This is a genomic window from Sinomicrobium sp. (genome assembly GCA_029266035.1).
In the GTDB taxonomy this organism is placed as follows: domain Bacteria; phylum Bacteroidota; class Bacteroidia; order Flavobacteriales; family Flavobacteriaceae; genus Sinomicrobium.
Genome location: JAJUFH010000010.1, coordinates 20,758 through 36,759 on the forward strand (window position 1 = coordinate 20,758; position 16,002 = coordinate 36,759).

Sequence of the window (16,002 nt, forward strand, 5' to 3'; positions counted from 1 at the left end):
ATAAAGGGAAAGAGTGAAACCATCGATAAAGATAAAATTTTTGGAGGCAGCACTTTGTCTGTTTGCTTTTAGTCTCAGCTTTGCCCCGCATTGGAGTAGCAAAGCGCTTATATTGCTCGTTGTCGTCTCTATTTTTAATCTGAATATCGATAAAAATGCTTGGTTAAAGGCTCTGGAGCTAAAAATACTGGCAGGAATTCTCGTTTACGCCATACTCAATATACTACTGCTATCGGGAAATATGGATACTCCGCTGTTTAAACTCGTCGGACTGATGTTGCTCTTCTTCCTTATAGTCACGCAAACCGCCTACAAACGCATCGATCCTTACAATATGCTTCTCTTCTTTGTATTAGGGGTTTTTGCGGCTGGGATAATCAACTTTACCGAATACCTTGTGAATGAGGCTGGCAGCGCTCCTGGATTTTACAATATGTGGAAACAGTATTCCATTATCGATATCGACAAGATTTATTACGCCGTATATATCGATATGGCCTATCTTATACTGCTATTTCTCATTTTTAAAAAACGCGTAAAGTCAGTAGTACTCATTCCGGTATTTCTACTCAGTTTACCGCTTATGGTTTACTGCGGATCTGTTGGAGGGATGCTCGTCTTTGTTGTGCTCAATGCCCTGATCGGGGCTTCGCTATTGTGGCACTCGTACACAAAAATAGTTCCTTATATCTGGGCAATCCCACTGTTGATAATGGCAGCGCTTTATCTTAAACCCTCTCAGAGCATTTTCGAAAAACTGGACGGAGAAGGGTCGAGAATCAGAAACTACAATATCAATCGCGAAATAATTTTCGACAAACCCATTTTTGGATACGGGATAGGAAAGGAGTTAGAAACCATGCAAGATGCAAGGGAAGAAAAATCGTGGGAATACATCAACAAGTACAATGCGCACAACCAGTATTTTCAGTATGCGATAGGAGGAGGAATTGTGCTGGTGGTAGGGGTGATTTCTCTGTTGCTGCTATTCAGAATCAGAGGAACGGCTCCCGAAAACCTCCTCTACGTGGGTTTTGTGACAACCCTACTGTTTATTTTTGTCGTAGAATCATTTTTAGAACGACATCACGGCTTGATGTTTTTTTCCTTTTTCCTAAATGTACTGTGGGGAATAAACAAGCAGCGACCAAAATGCGATATAGTTGAAAATCCAAAAGCTTGAAAAACACACCGATAAACATATTAAAGGATAAACTGAGAAGTACAAACACTTTTGGAGAAGGGGTGTTTTCTTTTGTAAATCCGTACAGCTATCTGATATTCAGGAAAAAACTTGCCTTGTTTCAAAAGCTCGACGGACTCTATGTAGATGGTGTGGGTTTGGTTTATATGCTTAAACTGTGCGGTCTTAGTGTAAAACGAGCCAGTTTCGATATGACCTCTATGGCTCCACAGGTTTTCGAGAAATGCGTAGAAAACGGATGGAGTATCTATTTTATAGGCTCTACAGAAGAGGCGATAAGTCAGTTTGCAAGGGTTGTTGAACAAAATTATCCTCAGCTAAACGTTGTAGGGTATAGGAATGGATATTTTTCGGGAAGAGAAGAGCGAGAAGATGTGATTCGGCATATTCGTGCCACAAACCCGAATGTGATAGTCGCAGGTATGGGCACTCCCTATCAGGAACTGTTTCTTACAGACTTGAAAGATACAGGTTGGAGCGGATTAGGCTATAGCTGTGGCGGGTTTATACATCAAACTGCTAAAGGGATAGATTATTACCCCCATTTTTACGACAAATACAATTTGCGATGGCTGTATCGTATCATAGACGAACCCAAACTCGTAAAGCGATACGCTGTGCTATACCCCAAATCACTATTCTTGTTTCTTTGTGACCTTGCTCGCTACGCATTTTTGAGATATAAATAAAGTATTATATTTATACCGACCAAAACCTTATTTATGAGAAAAAAATTACTCGTTCTTTGTTTGATGATATGGTGTATTACACCCCTTATGGGTAGTGATATTGTGGTAACTCAAAGAGAAGATTCCACAAGCGGTAAAATATCCAAGGATAAAGAGAACCGCATATATTTTAGCTTTAAATCAGAAGAAGGGAAACGAAATACACTACTATTCTGGAATGATATATCGTTTTTTAAAAGAGATTTTTATGCTTCACCCATAGTTGGGAAAGCGGGACAGAAAGTATACGAAGCTAATTTCAATCGAGTTAATTTAGTGGTACGAGGAGGCTGGAGCTATCGTTTAGCAAAGATATATGATGGTGTTTCTTCAAATGCAAAAGAACATATTAAGGGGCTCAAATCAGGTTATCACATTGGTGCGGACGTGTCTTACAGTATATCGGAAGAAGTGGGGCTAGGGCTAAAATACAGCTTTGCACGCTTTCAAAACACGTCATTTGGCACGCTCCAAGACATTATCTCACTTAATTATATAGGACCTGCCGTTTATGTAAAGCAGCTGTCTGGCAATGAGAAATTTTGCTTTTCCTTGGATGCGTCAATAGGATATCTAGGATATAAAAACAAAGGCTTTATTAGGCGACCATTCACTCTTAATGGAGGAACCTTAGGGTATTCTATAGGTGCAGGAGTCGATTTTAAGCTTGCTAGAAACCTTTGGTTTGGAGCGGGATTGTCACTCAATTTGGGAGCTCTCCAGAAAGTGAACTTCAAAGGTAATGGATATGATGAAAAATTAAAACTTGAAGAGACAGAAAGCTTAACGCGTATAGACCTTTCCGGTGGCTTTCGATGGAATATTTAATCGAGAGTCCTTATTTTTCAGTCGGCTTCTTCCTCTTTTATTTTTACGGTTGTTTTCAGCACCAAAACCCCGAGTATGGCAGCTATAGACGAAGCCAGTAAAATACCGTATTTGGCCTGGTTTATCATTTCGCTGTCACTAAAAGCAAGATTGGTTACAAACAACGACATAGTAAAGCCCATACCTGCGAGAAGAGATAGCCCAAAAATGTGTTTCCATCCTGTTTTTTCAGGTAATTTTGTGATTTTTAGTTTAGAACTCAGCCAGGTAAAGGAGAATATTCCTAGGCATTTTCCAATGACCAATCCGGCAATAACACCGAGACTTACGGGGTTTGCGATATCGCTAAGGAAATTGCCACCTACAGTAACACCGGCGTTAGAAAGAGCAAAAAGGGGTATGATAAGAAAGCTCACCCAAGGGTGTAAGGCTGTCTCCAGCTTTTGTAGCGGGGTTTGGGCGGCATAGCTCACTTCCTTTATCCGCTCTATAATACTGTGTTGTTCCGAGGTGGTCAAAGGACCGTTTATGGGGATTTCCCGATTAAACCGTTGCATTAATTTTTGGATATGACTGGAGTACTCGTTCTCGTCTACTTTGGTGCGAGCCGGAATGGTAAAGGCTACCAATACTCCCGCTATAGTGGCGTGTACTCCCGACAACAGAAAGGTGAGCCATACACCGCCTATACCTAGCACGATGTAGAAGAGAATATTTCTCACACCCATAACATTGCCTATAAGCAGTATACCGAAAATAGCAAGTCCAATAAACAGATGTAACAGCGACAGGCTAGAACTGTAAAAAAGGGCAATTACAATAACGGCACCGAGGTCGTCTACAGTAGCCAAAGCTACCAGAAAGACCTTTGCAGCAAGAGGAACCCGCTTGCTTACAACTCCGAGAAGGGCAAGAGTAAATACAATATCGGTTGCCATAGGTATGCCCCAACCGTTTGCAGATGGCAAGTCGTGATTCATAGAAGCATAAATCGCGGCAGGCACCAACATGCCTCCCAAAGCTGCAACAAAGGGGAGAAGGGCTTTTTCAAAGGAGGCGAGATCTCCTCCTATCATTTCTCGTTTGAGTTCGAGACCTACTACAAAGAAAAACATAGCCATAAGTCCGTCATTAATCCATTCGTGAAGGGAATAATTGAGATGGAAATCTGCAAAGCTGATGTTTATCGGGGTCTCCCAAAATTCGTTATAAAGCTGTTTTAAAGGGGAGTTGGCAAGCACAAGTCCCACTATCACTGCGAGAAATAGCATAATGCCTCCGGAGTGTTCGTGATGTAAGAACCTGTGAATAGGAGCAAGTGTCCTGTCCAAAATATTTTTATGCATAGCAATATGTTTTTTTGACGTTTTATACCGGCTGAAATTTTGAAGAAATACGCTCAAGACCCTTCTTGTCTTCTGCCAAGAGGACTAAAGTATTATTTTCTTTACAAACAGTACTTCCGTTTGATGTTAAAAATTGATTATCTCTTATGTCCCAAAGTGATAAGAAGTTTTTTCTGCAAGAGTGCTGATAGACAATAAAATAGAGCTTGTTAAGACAGTGTTTTATATGGTTAGGACATCTGTTTTTTTCCGAAAGTCGATCTCGCTTTGTCCTTTCGTATAAGAGTATGCGAAAAAATCAGTAAAAACTCACCAGAAAATGTGATAGGGGTAAATCAGGGTGGTAATCAAGTAGCTTTTGTCGGTTATACGATCAAAAGTAAAGCAGTTATAGTGCAAACAAACAACCGGAAATTCGGGATAGACAGCAAAGGTGAATTTATCCGAAGTGTTTTTCCGACTCGTTAAGGGCTCCGTTCCTTTTCTGTATTCGTTCAGATGACAGTGGGAGGGAGTCTTCGTCTTAGTAGGCTTAGGCTTGCCCAGGGATTCCTTGACCTCGATATTTTTTTTAACTAGGGGTACGTGGTCGCTACCCCGAAGTTTCTGGGGTGTGTTCAGAAAACAGAGCAGCAAGCCCGCAACCATTGCTATATTTTTTATCGAAGCCCACATTGGGTCAAAGATATGTTTTTTTTAAAATACGAAGGAAGCATAAAAAACATTGTTTTGTGATAAAAGTTTAAAATGTACTAAAACCAAAACCTTATTTCAGAGAATATAAGTAAGTGATTTTCGGTGGAGTCTTTCAAAAAGATTATCTTTAACCCTTTGGAAAAACAGATAGAATCTGGCGTTACAGGCAGTTCGTTCAATGATTTTGACCATGGAAAGAGTATTGATTACCGGAGCAGCCGGGTTTATTGGTTCGCATTTGTGTGACCGTTTCGTGTCGCAGGGGTTTTATGTCATCGGAATGGATAACCTCATCACCGGAGATATGGGAAATATTTCTCATTTGCTTCCGCTGGAGAATTTTGAGTTCCACCATCACGACGTGACCAAGTTTGTCCATATCCCGAGTTCCCTCGATTACATATTGCATTTTGCATCCCCGGCTAGTCCCATAGACTACCTCAAAATTCCTATACAAACGCTAAAGGTGAGTTCTCTCGGGATTCACAACCTGCTCGGACTGGCCAAAGACAAACAGGCCAGAATACTCATCGCGTCGACTTCCGAAGTGTATGGCGATCCCTTGGTACATCCGCAGTCGGAAGATTATTACGGCAATGTCAACACCATAAGTCCGAGAGGGGTATACGACGAAGCTAAGCGTTTTCAGGAATCGATGACCATGGCCTATCATCGCTTTCACGGGGTAGAGACTCGTATAGCGAGAATATTTAACACCTATGGCCCCCGTATGAGGCTCAACGACGGTCGGGTAATCCCGGCTTTTATGGGACAAGCTCTCAGAGGTGAAGACCTCACGGTTTTTGGCGACGGTTCGCAAACCCGATCATTCTGTTATATAGACGATCAGGTGGAAGGGCTTTACCGCTTGTTGTTCAGTGACTACAGTGATCCAATAAATATAGGGAACCCGGAGGAAATTACAATTAAAGAGTTTGCCGAAGAAATTGTAAAACTTACCGCTACCAGGCAGGGCATAGTGTATCGCCCATTGCCTAAGGACGACCCAAAGCAACGCCAGCCCGATATTGATAGAGCTCGTAAATTATTGCAATGGGAACCGAAAGTAGATAGGGTAGAAGGTATGCGACGTACCTACGAATACTTTAAAAAACTCTCACCCGAAGAACTGTACAAAAAGGAGCACAAGGATTTTTCGTCACATATAAAACGGTAGCACTTCGCAACGAAAGTTGCAGATTGGCATCTTTGAATAAGAGTAAAACCTCAACACATGAAATACAAGGCAGGTCGATATTCTATGTATATCAAACCCGTAAATTATATAATGGATTTGGCGATTATCAATGTGTTGGCCATGATATTGCCCATTAATTTTGTAAACCCTTTCCTCTTTCATACTTACCTGAGTCTGTCGTGGATAGTGATTTCACTGAAGACAGAGTTTTATGAGGTACAGCGATACGCTAAACTCACCAGGGTACTCAGCCTTATATTTCAGCAATTCGTGTTCTTTTTTCTTGTGTTGTATGCCTTTATCGGCTTTTTTAAGCAGCCCAATATGAGCCGACTTACTTTGGCAGAATTCTTTGCGCTAAATTTTGTGGTTATATCTGCTCTTAAAATATTTACCTATATACTTTTATTGCGATATCGTGCCTTTTTTAAAGGAAATACCCGCCGTGTGGTCGTTTTGGGAGACAATAAGAAAACAGAGCAATTGATAGAGGTCTTTAACTCTCGACTGGAGTTTGGATACGATTTTAAAAAACAATTTTCTCTAGATGGAGGCGATGAACTATTCGACCTTTACAACTATGTGATTGATAAGGATATAGACGAGATCTATTGTTCTGTTGCCGAAATAGGCGATAGGGAGATGTTGGAGTTGATAGATTTTGCCGACAACAACATGAAACAGCTGAAGTTTATACCTGACAACAAGAATATTTTTGCCAAGAAACTCAAATTTGAATATTACGATTATATCCCAATACTTTCGCTGAGAGACATCCCTCTCGAAGACACTCTAAATGCTTTTGTAAAGCGTTTTTTCGATCTGGTTTTTTCGGGTGCAGTTATCGTATGTGTGCTCTCTTGGCTCACTCCTCTGTTGGCGCTAATCATAAAACTGGAATCGAAGGGGCCTGTTTTTTTTCGCCAGCGCAGGCACGGCGTCAATTCGAGAGAGTTCTACTGCTATAAGTTTCGCTCTATGACCATGGGTGAGGATGCCGATAAAAAGCAGGCCACTAAGGGGGATATGAGGATTACGAGAGTAGGTAGGTTTATCAGAAGAACCAGTATAGACGAGCTCCCACAGTTTTACAATGTTTTCCTAGGGCAAATGTCGGTAGTAGGACCGAGGCCTCATATGGTAAAACACACCAATCTTTACGGCCAACAAATCGACAAGTATATGGTGCGTCATTTTGTAAAACCGGGAATTACCGGTTTGGCCCAAACAAGGGGTTACCGAGGGGAAATTGAAACGGAAACGGATATTGTAAATCGAGTGAAGTTTGACATATTTTACATAGAGAACTGGTCGCTTGCTCTGGATATAAAAATTATAGGGCAAACTGTTCTCAACGCCATCAGGGGTGAAGAAAAGGCATATTGATAGGTTCTGTGTATCTTTGCCCCAAAAACGAAATTAAATTCGCTCAAAAAGGGTGTCCCTAAAGAGATGAGAGGTTTTCTTAATGAATAAAAACACAACTATGGATTTCAGTGCATTGGCCTATGCCATTTTTGAAGAAAGCATACACAAATATCACGAACTGGACGATGTATATCAGCCTTTTGTAAACCCCTATCCCAAAGACAAGATAGAACATTTGTTGTATCGCAAAAACTGGATAGATACCGTACAATGGCACTACGAAGATATCATTCGTGACCCGGATATCGACCCGGTTAATGCCCTTGACTTGAAAAGGAAAATCGATGCCTCCAACCAAGACCGTACCGATACTGTAGAGTACATAGACAGTTATTTCCTAGACAAATACAAAAATGTTTCCCCTGTGCCCAATGCTACCATCAATTCGGAAAGCCCTGCTTGGGCTATAGATAGGCTGTCTATATTAGCCCTCAAAATATACCACATGGATGAGGAGGCGCGTAGGGAAGATGCCTCCGAAGAACACCAGGCGAAATGTCGCGAAAAGCTTCAAGTCTTGCTGGAACAACGAAAAGATCTCTCTACTGCAATAGATCAGCTTTTGGATGATATTGGCAGTGGAAAGAAATATATGAAAGTGTACAAACAGATGAAAATGTACAACGACGAGGAGCTTAATCCTGTGTTGTACCAAGGTAAAAAATAAGGACTTTCCCGAAAAATCCGAAAGGTGAATACGCACTCGTCTCCCCCGAAAAAAAGATCTCCTCACAGCGAGACTCCGCGGCTTCTAGTCATAAGAATGTCGGCTATGGGCGATGTGTCTATGACAGTACCAGTGCTTATGAGTCTGTTGCGTCAATATCCTGATCTGGAAATCACCGTGCTTTCGAGAGGATTTTTCAAACCTTTGTTTAAAGGGATTCCTAGGCTTAGTTTCTACGAGGCTGATATCAGAGGAAGACACAAAGGGGTATTCGGACTTTACCGCCTGTACCGGGAACTAAAAAAAACGGGTATCAGTGCTGTAGCCGACATCCATAACGTACTTCGAAGTAATGTGCTCAAAATCTTTTTTCGCATATCCGGCTTTCCCGTAGTACAAATAGACAAGGGACGAAAGGACAAAAAAGCACTTACCCGTTTTCGAAACAAGATCTTTAAACCTCTTAAAACCACTCATCAACGCTATGCTGATGTCTTTGGAAAGCTGGGGTATGAAATAGATATGGAGCAGGTGGTTTTCAGATCGAAGGAAACACTGAAGGAGGCCGTACTTGCTAAGATGGGTTTGAACGGAAGAGAGATGGAACGGAATAAAGTTATCGGAATAGCTCCTTTTGCTGCTTTTAGTGGAAAAATGTACCCTCTGGATTTGATGGAAAAGGTGATTGCTACACTGAATCAGGACGGTTGTAATGTACTGCTTTTCGGAGGGGGAGAGAAAGAGATAAAAATACTCAGACAGCTAGAAGAGCGCTACCGCAATGTGGTCAATGTGGCTGGGAAATTGTCTTTTCAAGAGGAGCTACAACTCATCTCAAATCTCGATGTTATGGTAGCTATGGACAGCGGTAATGCGCATCTGGCTGCCATGTACGGAGTAAAGACCATAACGCTTTGGGGAGTTACACACCCTTATACCGGTTTTTATCCCATAGGACAAGCGGAGACCAATGCCCTTCTTTCAGACAGGAAAGCATATCCGTTCATTCCTACTTCGGTGTACGGCAAAACGGTTCCTGAAGGCTATGAAGAGGTAATGCGTACCATAAGTCCGGAGTCGGTCGTAGCAAAAGTTCACAAGCTGGTTTAAATTCGATTTGTCAGGAAGGAGGTTTCGATTCCTCTGCGTCGTTTTCCTCCAGCTTTTTTTCCGCTTTTTTCTTTTGCCTCAGCGTCAGTAAATGCCTCTTATCAGGCTCGCTGAGCAGAAAGCCGTAGGGTTGTGCCTGTGGAATAATATCGAAAATAACTTTCAGCATAGCCAGCAGCGGCAGGGCGAGTATCATACCCATCAGACCGAAGAGCATACCGCCCAAAAAAAGAGATAGCAGAGAGACTAAGGGATTGAGACTCACCTTGCTCCCTACAATGTTTGGCGTTATAAAATTGCCCTCTAAGGTCTGTACGATCTGAAACCATATCACAACCCCGGCAGCATACCAGCTGCTGTCTTTGGTAGCCAGGGCAAACAGAGCGGGAATAATAGACCCTATAAAAATCCCGATATAGGGAAAGATGGTCAGTAAGGCGGCAAAAACACCAAAAAACCAAGCGTATTCTATCCCTAGAATATACAGACCTATAGTGTTGAGTATGGCTACAATACCCATAACGGTAACCAGCCCTGTCAGATAGCTCTTAAGCACGAAATAAATCTTTTCCAGTCCCTCTTCTACAAGCTTTTTAGGAGTAGACGAAAAGACCCGGAAACAAAATTCCCTGAAAAAGGAGCGGTAATAGAGGAAAAAGAAAATCATAATAGGAATCAGAACGGCCGATGACAGCGAGTTGCCAATGGAACTCAGCGTTTTTGTGAGTGAACTCCCAATACCAGACATGCTGTCGGACAGTTTTTCTTTGCCCTGAGCTACTAGTTCGTATGAAGAGACGTGCAGCTTGTCGGAAAGCCAGACGAGTAGTTTGTCGGCCACACCTTGTATTTTGCTTGCTATGTCAGCGGCGTTGTTGCCTATGTTTATGGTTTGTGATATCAGGAGATACCCCACCCCAAGAACCACTGATAAACCTATTATCAGTGAGAAAACAGAAGCCCAGGCTCTAGCCACACCTATATTCTCTAGCCTCCGGCATAAGGGGTAAAGTAGAACAGAGAAAATGATCGAAAACAGTATGGGCACAATAATACTCTGTAGCGTGTAGCAGATAAATACAATCAATACCAGCATCAGTAGAGTAGATGAGATATCGGAGCTAATATTTTTTTTGAAGGTGTTTTTCATAAACGAAGGGAATGACTTGATAGGTCTTTTACCAAATATAAATAAAAATGCCGCAGCTCGCGCTTAATCCCCTAGATATCTTCTGTCGGCGAATTGATTTTAGTGTAAAGCGATGTTATAACCTCTCAGAAAAACAAGAAAAACACAAGAGGAGCGGACATCACGGCCTGCTCCTCTGGTATAATGGTCTGTTTTCTAACCAAACAGTTTCCTTGCTATTTTAAAGGTGAGGATTTTTTTTAGAACGACTCCGGTGGTTTTACCGAGGAGGTTCAAAAAACCCAGATCGTCTTTAAGGTAGTGATAGTTCAGTTTGATTTCTTCGCGAGCGATATCTTTCTGAAGGCGAAGCGCTTTTAGATCCTTGTCTACTTCTTCAAAGGAGGTGTATACTTTCATCCATATGGGTTTTAAACAACTTAATCATTGTCCAGAAAATCCTTCGATGCTTTTACAAGTACCTTCCGTTCTATGGTTTTTCGGAAGCCGTAATAGATGGCGATGGCAATGAGGATGTAAAAGCCTCCTAGAATCAGAAAACCCAGCCCCAGATTATCTAGCCATTTCCCAATAAACAGAGCAATTGCAAATGTAATCAGTAACATGGCTCCAAAAAGGATTGCTCCAACGATCATAAAAGTAATCATCGAAGTGGCTCCTTTGGTAAACTTTTTAAAAACGCTGAGTTTAAAGTATTCATACGTTTTTTCTATAAACTCTCGGGAGCTTTTATGCAGTTCTCCGGCGTTTTCAGAAATGTGATGTAGCGACATGAAAAAGCATTGAATTTGGACAAATATTTTCTCGTCCTGTTTCTATTTTGTAGTATTCTTCTGAAGTTTGGCGTTTTTTGCCCTCAATTCTTCCAGCTTGTCCTCTAGGGCTAGTAATACATCGTCGGCCTTATGACTCATAGATGAAAGCGTATCTTCTAGTTTACTCTCAAACTTTTCCCGAGCATCGGTAGCTTTTCCAGACAGTGTAGACTTCGCCACTTGAAGCTGTCGCTCCAGTTCTTTTTGAGTCTTTTTCGCTTTTTTATGTATTTTTTTTCGAGTATTAAGTCCTTTGTCGGGAGCATATAAAATACCTATGCCGGCTCCTATAGCCGCACCGGTTAATAATGCTAAAAGTGTTTGTCCTGTTTGCTGTGACATAATGTTTGGATTTTTAGATTAAAATTCAGTGAATTTCTATAAACGGTATATAAGTTAGGCATTATGAGAGAATTTTACAAATGTATAGAGACATTTAATTCAATATTAACAATTTATCTCTGCTGTAATGATTCCAGATTAAAGGAGTAGGTCGATTGTAGGAGTTGAGCTTATAGATAGTTTGTCAAATACAGGCTAAATTTGCTGTAGAAAAGTACCGCAGATCTAATTCTCCTATCTTTGCAGTATTCCAATTCACAGTATATGCTGAAACAGCAGCTTTCCGGTAAGCTATATATGGTCGTATTGTTTGTAGTGGTAGTTGTTACCATTATGGCAACCTATACGCTCAACAGTTTGATCTCTGACGAAGTGGAAGAAGTGAGCAGTGATATTGCACTCCGCAGTTTGCGCAAAAAAAACGACAACCTGCAAGATCAGTTTAGGCTTCTTCAAAAACCGCTTTTTGACGCCCGTGAGCTCACCGCGAAGCAGTCCGATACCTCTTCGGCATTACAGCATCTTGAAATACTGAGCGATATACAGCGCTCAGATAGCAGTGTTGTGAGCATATGGTACGGCATTAAGAGGAAAGACAAAAACCTTGAGATATATCGTCTACGAGGTGACCGTACTGAAATATTGTGGGAGGAAAGTCTGGGAGTCACAGCAAAGGTCATAAGAGACCAAAACAGAGTGCTGTGGCGAAACACAGTGTGTTTTGAAACCCCTTTCGGACTGGTTTTTTACGGATATGATCTCGATCTACACACTGTTCAACGCCGGTTTTGGGATATTGATATTTACTCTCAGAGTTATGCCTATGTCTTCGATGCAGACGGGCTGTGTATGCTGCATCCCGACACAACTTATATAGGTAAGAATGTATTCGAATTTTCTCTGATAAGTCCGTCCGACACCCTCCTCAAAGCTGAAGAGGGAAGCCAACGCGTGATGGCATCTGAATACTTGCAGCTGGATGTAGTGAATTATATCAGGAGATTGAAACTACAAGGAGGCAGTTACTATCTGTCGGTCAATTTTCCGAAGAGTATAAACGAGCAGGATATCAGCCGAATCAAGCAATACAGTTTTTATATCTACCTAATCTCTACACTGCTGTTGCTCTTTGTCTTCTACTACTTTGCAAGAGCCGTACTCCTACAGTACCGGAAGCAGGAACAGCTACGTGAAGAAAAGACCTCTCTGGCACTGGAAAAGGAGGTGTACCAGAAAGAGAGTGCCTTGTTACAGCTGCAGCAGCTCAAAAATCAGATAAACCCCCACTTTCTCTTTAACTCACTAAATGCCCTCTATACCCTTATAGACCACGACACAAAACTCTCCAAGACTTTTGCCCTTAAGTTGTCGAAGCTGTATCGCTATCTAATACAGTCGCCCAAAGAGGATATCACAGGGGTAAAAGTTGAACTGGAGTTCATTGATCAATACCTCTTTTTACAAGGAATACGTTTCGGCGATAGAATGCGTTTTGAGACAGAACTTCAAAACCGACAGGCACTGCAGAAGAAAATCCCATATCTGTCGCTGCAGACTCTGGTCGAAAACGCCCTTAAACACAATGTCGCTACTAAAAAACATCCGCTTTGTATTAAGATTGTGGTAGAAAGCCACCGAGTTGTGGTGAGCAATACCTACCAGCCCAAAGAACAAGAGCAACAGGGAAGTCGATTCGGATTGCAATACCTGAGAGGCATTTACGATTTTTACAAGACGACCGGTTTTGAGACCAGTATTCGCGACGGTTGGTTTTACTGTGAGCTCCCCTTGCTCTGAAAAGACGTTCATTCACTCCGTTTTTTTGCCCGTCCACTCCTTTTCTCTTGGTCTGTACAATTACACATCAGATCTTTAACCGGAATTTAACGAAAAGTTAACCGGAGTATGATAAGAGTTTACCGTATAGTTGTTACCTGTCTGATATGCTGTTTTCTAAATACTACAGTAGCTCAGGAAAAGAAAAAAGAAGAAGGGAAATCGAAAAAAGATTCTACTGAAACCCCTGCGCTAAAAAAGTACAGCGAACTGGTGAGCGAAGGCACATTGAAGAAGGGGCTCTTTAATGTGATAAAGGTAAAAGGCGATTACTACTTCGAGATTCCGGACTCCTTGATGGATCGAGAGTTTCTTATTGTAAACAAGATATCTAGCGTGCCACTGCAACTCAACGAGGCAGGCCTCAATAAAGGTATGGAGTTTGAAAACAAGGTCGTTACCTTCGAAAAAGACAGCCTGTTGAAAAAGGTATGGGTAAAAACTTCCATTCCTATGGTTTCCTCTCCCGAAGAAGATGCTATAACACGTTCGGTGCGCGACAATTTTTCATCGTCTATTATAGAAGCTTTCGACATAAAGTCGGAAAACAAAGAAGCGTCTTCCGTGGTAATAAAGGTCAATAAGGTATTCGACGGAAAGGAAAAGAGCTTTAACGACGTTTTTAGCAATACCGGACTCGGAGGGTCGGCCAAGTCGGCGCTTTCTTATATAGAAGAGGTCAAGGCCTTTCCCGAAAACCTTATGGTAAAGTCGAAACTCACCACCTCTGTATCTGAAGGAGAGGCAGCAGTGCCGATTACTATAGGGGTAGCTTGCAATATCGTATTGCTTCCGGAGGTACCTATGACTCCGAGGTTTATGGACAAAAGGGTAGGGTATTTTACTGAGAAACACTGGTATTTTAACGATGAGCAGCACGCGATGAAAAAACAGGAACTCATTACACGATGGCGATTGGAACCCAAGCCTGAAGATGTAGAGCGTTATCTGAAAGGAGAGTTGGTAGAACCAGCCAAGCCCATCGTTTTTTATATAGACCCTGCCACTCCCGAAAAATGGAGGAATTATATAAAACAAGGGGTGTTCGACTGGCAGGTAGCCTTTGAACAGGCGGGTTTTAAAAATGCAGTTATAGCAAAAGAAGCTGGAGATGAAGACGAGGATTTTGACATAGACGATGTGCGCTATTCTGTGATTACCTATGCCGCTTCACCCAAGTCGAATGCTATGGGACCTTCTGTAGTAGACCCCAGAAGCGGAGAAATCTTGGAGGCCGATATCATTTGGTGGCACAATGTAATGACCTCGTTACACAGCTGGATGCGCGTACAAACCGGAGCCATAGACCCGAAAGCGAGAAAAAATGTCTTCGACGATCAACATATGGGAGAAGCAGTGCGCTTTGTGTCGTCGCACGAGGTAGGGCATACCTTCGGACTCAAACACAATATGGGAGCTTCTTATGCTTTTCCTGTAGACTCCCTGCGCTCTAAGACCTTTACAAGCCGTATGGGAGGTACCGCACCTTCTATTATGGACTATGCCAGGTATAATTATGTGGCTCAGCCCGGAGATGGGGTAGAGGCGATAACTCCGAAAATCGGTATATACGACAAATACGCCATTCAATGGGGATACAGCTGGTTTCCGGAAGAGAAAACCGCAGCGATCCAACTGAGAAAGCTAGTAGAACAACACGCTGGAGACCCTCTGTATTTTTACGGAGAGCAACAGCCTCCTAAAGACGTGATCGACCCTAGGTCGCAGTCGGAAGATCTAGGAGATGATGCTGTAAAAGCGAGTCTGTACGGGATAGAAAACCTGAAAAGGGTACTTGATCACGCCCTGGAGTGGACGAGTGAGGGGGGAGAAACCTATTACCGTACGGGAAAACTCTATATGGGAATAATAGGGCAGTGGCAACTTTACAACAATCACGTGATGAACAATGTAGGCGGAATCTATCTCAACAACACTGTTCACGGTGATGGGAGAACTTCGTACATAGCTGTTCCCTACGAAAAACAACAGGCAGCTGTACAGTACCTCAACGAGCAGGTCTTTACCACGCCCGAATGGCTGTTTGTAAACGACATCATCAACAAGACCTATCCTCTGAAAGATTCCCCTCTTGGGCCTTATGAGTACTCCCCTTATACCTTGGCTAGAGAGTTGCAATACGATCTGATGTACAATCTGTTAAAAGACGACAGGTTGTTACGCTTGTTAGAATCGGAAATATATTCTTCTGAGGATACAAAGACCTTTACGGTAAATGAGCTCTTCGAAAGCATCAGTAAAAAGCTGTTCGGAAAAACGGTGAAGGGGCAATCGCTTAGTGCCTTCGAGAGAATGGCGCAGAAAAATTACGTAGATGTACTCATCGTAGACCTCAATAAAATTTTTGAGAAAACCTCGCGTAAAAACCTGCAAATACCGTCATCTTTGCAAATTCCAATGCTCTGTAAGCAGGTAAAAGACAGTGAGGTGTCGGTTAGAAATATAAATTTTACGGCACTCAAGCGAGTGTCGGAAGTGACGTCTTTCAAGAAAGGAGAATTGTACACAGTACTGCAATTGCTCGAAAAAAAGAAAAACAGAGGAGACCGTGTTACCCGGATGCACTATTTAGACCTGATAGGGCGTATCAAAGAAGCTATTAACAACTAATGACTTAAATGAAACCTGATCTG

14 protein-coding genes are annotated in these 16,002 nt (G+C 42.1%); 9 read left to right on the plus strand and 5 right to left on the minus strand.

Going from position 1 to position 16,002, the window contains the following annotated elements; genetic code table 11:
• Positions 1-13 precede the first annotated feature (13 nt).
• From ACYZZR_RS06605 to ACYZZR_RS06615, 3 genes are read left to right on the plus strand one after another with little or no spacing between them, the layout of a single operon-like run.
• A complete protein-coding gene (locus ACYZZR_RS06605; RefSeq protein ID WP_461533209.1) occupies positions 14-1,183 on the plus strand; it encodes an O-antigen ligase family protein in 1,170 nt (389 codons plus the stop codon).
• Positions 1,180-1,893 carry a WecB/TagA/CpsF family glycosyltransferase gene (locus tag ACYZZR_RS06610; RefSeq protein ID WP_461533210.1) on the plus strand — a complete coding sequence of 238 codons (714 nt, stop codon included), beginning with the start codon at positions 1,180-1,182 and terminating at the stop codon, positions 1,891-1,893. Before ACYZZR_RS06605 ends, ACYZZR_RS06610 begins: the two co-directional genes overlap by 4 nt.
• Before the next feature lie 33 nt (positions 1,894-1,926).
• Complete coding sequence (locus ACYZZR_RS06615; RefSeq protein ID WP_461533211.1) at positions 1,927-2,760, plus strand: outer membrane beta-barrel protein; 834 nt, start codon at positions 1,927-1,929, stop codon at positions 2,758-2,760.
• A 17-nt stretch (positions 2,761-2,777) separates the two neighbouring features.
• Here ACYZZR_RS06615 and nhaA read toward each other — a convergent pair whose 3' ends face one another.
• Positions 2,778-4,106: a Na+/H+ antiporter NhaA gene (nhaA, locus tag ACYZZR_RS06620; protein WP_461533212.1), complete on the minus strand. Its 1,329-nt coding sequence runs from the start codon at positions 4,104-4,106 to the stop codon at positions 2,778-2,780.
• 886 nt (positions 4,107-4,992) lie between these two features.
• Between nhaA and ACYZZR_RS06625 the strand changes: the two genes are divergently transcribed.
• The 4 genes from ACYZZR_RS06625 to ACYZZR_RS06640 all read left to right on the plus strand — a co-directional run bounded on the left by ACYZZR_RS06625 (position 4,993) and on the right by ACYZZR_RS06640 (position 9,205).
• Positions 4,993-5,979: a UDP-glucuronic acid decarboxylase family protein gene (locus tag ACYZZR_RS06625; RefSeq protein ID WP_461533213.1), complete on the plus strand. Its 987-nt coding sequence runs from the start codon at positions 4,993-4,995 to the stop codon at positions 5,977-5,979.
• Between the two features lie 57 nt (positions 5,980-6,036).
• Positions 6,037-7,386, plus strand: a complete 1,350-nt coding sequence (locus tag ACYZZR_RS06630) for an undecaprenyl-phosphate glucose phosphotransferase (protein ID WP_461533214.1) — start codon at positions 6,037-6,039, stop codon at positions 7,384-7,386.
• 100 nt (positions 7,387-7,486) lie between these two features.
• Entirely contained in the window at positions 7,487-8,095 is a 609-nt protein-coding gene (locus tag ACYZZR_RS06635) for a DUF4254 domain-containing protein (RefSeq protein WP_461533215.1), read from the plus strand.
• A gap of 24 nt (positions 8,096-8,119) precedes the next feature.
• Positions 8,120-9,205 carry a glycosyltransferase family 9 protein gene (locus tag ACYZZR_RS06640; protein WP_461533216.1) on the plus strand — a complete coding sequence of 362 codons (1,086 nt, stop codon included), beginning with the start codon at positions 8,120-8,122 and terminating at the stop codon, positions 9,203-9,205.
• Between the two features lie 10 nt (positions 9,206-9,215).
• Here the strand turns inward: ACYZZR_RS06640 and ACYZZR_RS06645 are convergent, their stop codons facing one another.
• From ACYZZR_RS06645 to ACYZZR_RS06660, 4 genes are all read right to left on the minus strand, one after another.
• Entirely contained in the window at positions 9,216-10,355 is a 1,140-nt protein-coding gene (locus tag ACYZZR_RS06645; RefSeq protein WP_461533217.1) for an AI-2E family transporter, read from the minus strand.
• A 195-nt stretch (positions 10,356-10,550) separates the two neighbouring features.
• On the minus strand, positions 10,551-10,754 hold the full coding sequence (locus ACYZZR_RS06650; RefSeq protein WP_461533218.1) for a hypothetical protein: 204 nt from the start codon (positions 10,752-10,754) through the stop codon (positions 10,551-10,553).
• Positions 10,755-10,774: 20 nt separating this feature from the next.
• On the minus strand, positions 10,775-11,128 hold the full coding sequence (locus ACYZZR_RS06655) for a phage holin family protein (protein WP_461533219.1): 354 nt from the start codon (positions 11,126-11,128) through the stop codon (positions 10,775-10,777).
• Between the two features lie 42 nt (positions 11,129-11,170).
• A complete protein-coding gene (locus tag ACYZZR_RS06660; RefSeq protein ID WP_461533220.1) occupies positions 11,171-11,512 on the minus strand; it encodes a YtxH domain-containing protein in 342 nt (113 codons plus the stop codon).
• Between the two features lie 264 nt (positions 11,513-11,776).
• Between ACYZZR_RS06660 and ACYZZR_RS06665 the strand changes: the two genes are divergently transcribed.
• Positions 11,777-13,309, plus strand: a complete 1,533-nt coding sequence (locus tag ACYZZR_RS06665; protein WP_461533221.1) for a histidine kinase — start codon at positions 11,777-11,779, stop codon at positions 13,307-13,309.
• A gap of 108 nt (positions 13,310-13,417) precedes the next feature.
• Positions 13,418-15,979 carry a zinc-dependent metalloprotease gene (locus tag ACYZZR_RS06670; RefSeq protein WP_461533222.1) on the plus strand — a complete coding sequence of 854 codons (2,562 nt, stop codon included), beginning with the start codon at positions 13,418-13,420 and terminating at the stop codon, positions 15,977-15,979.
• Positions 15,980-16,002 lie beyond the last annotated feature (23 nt).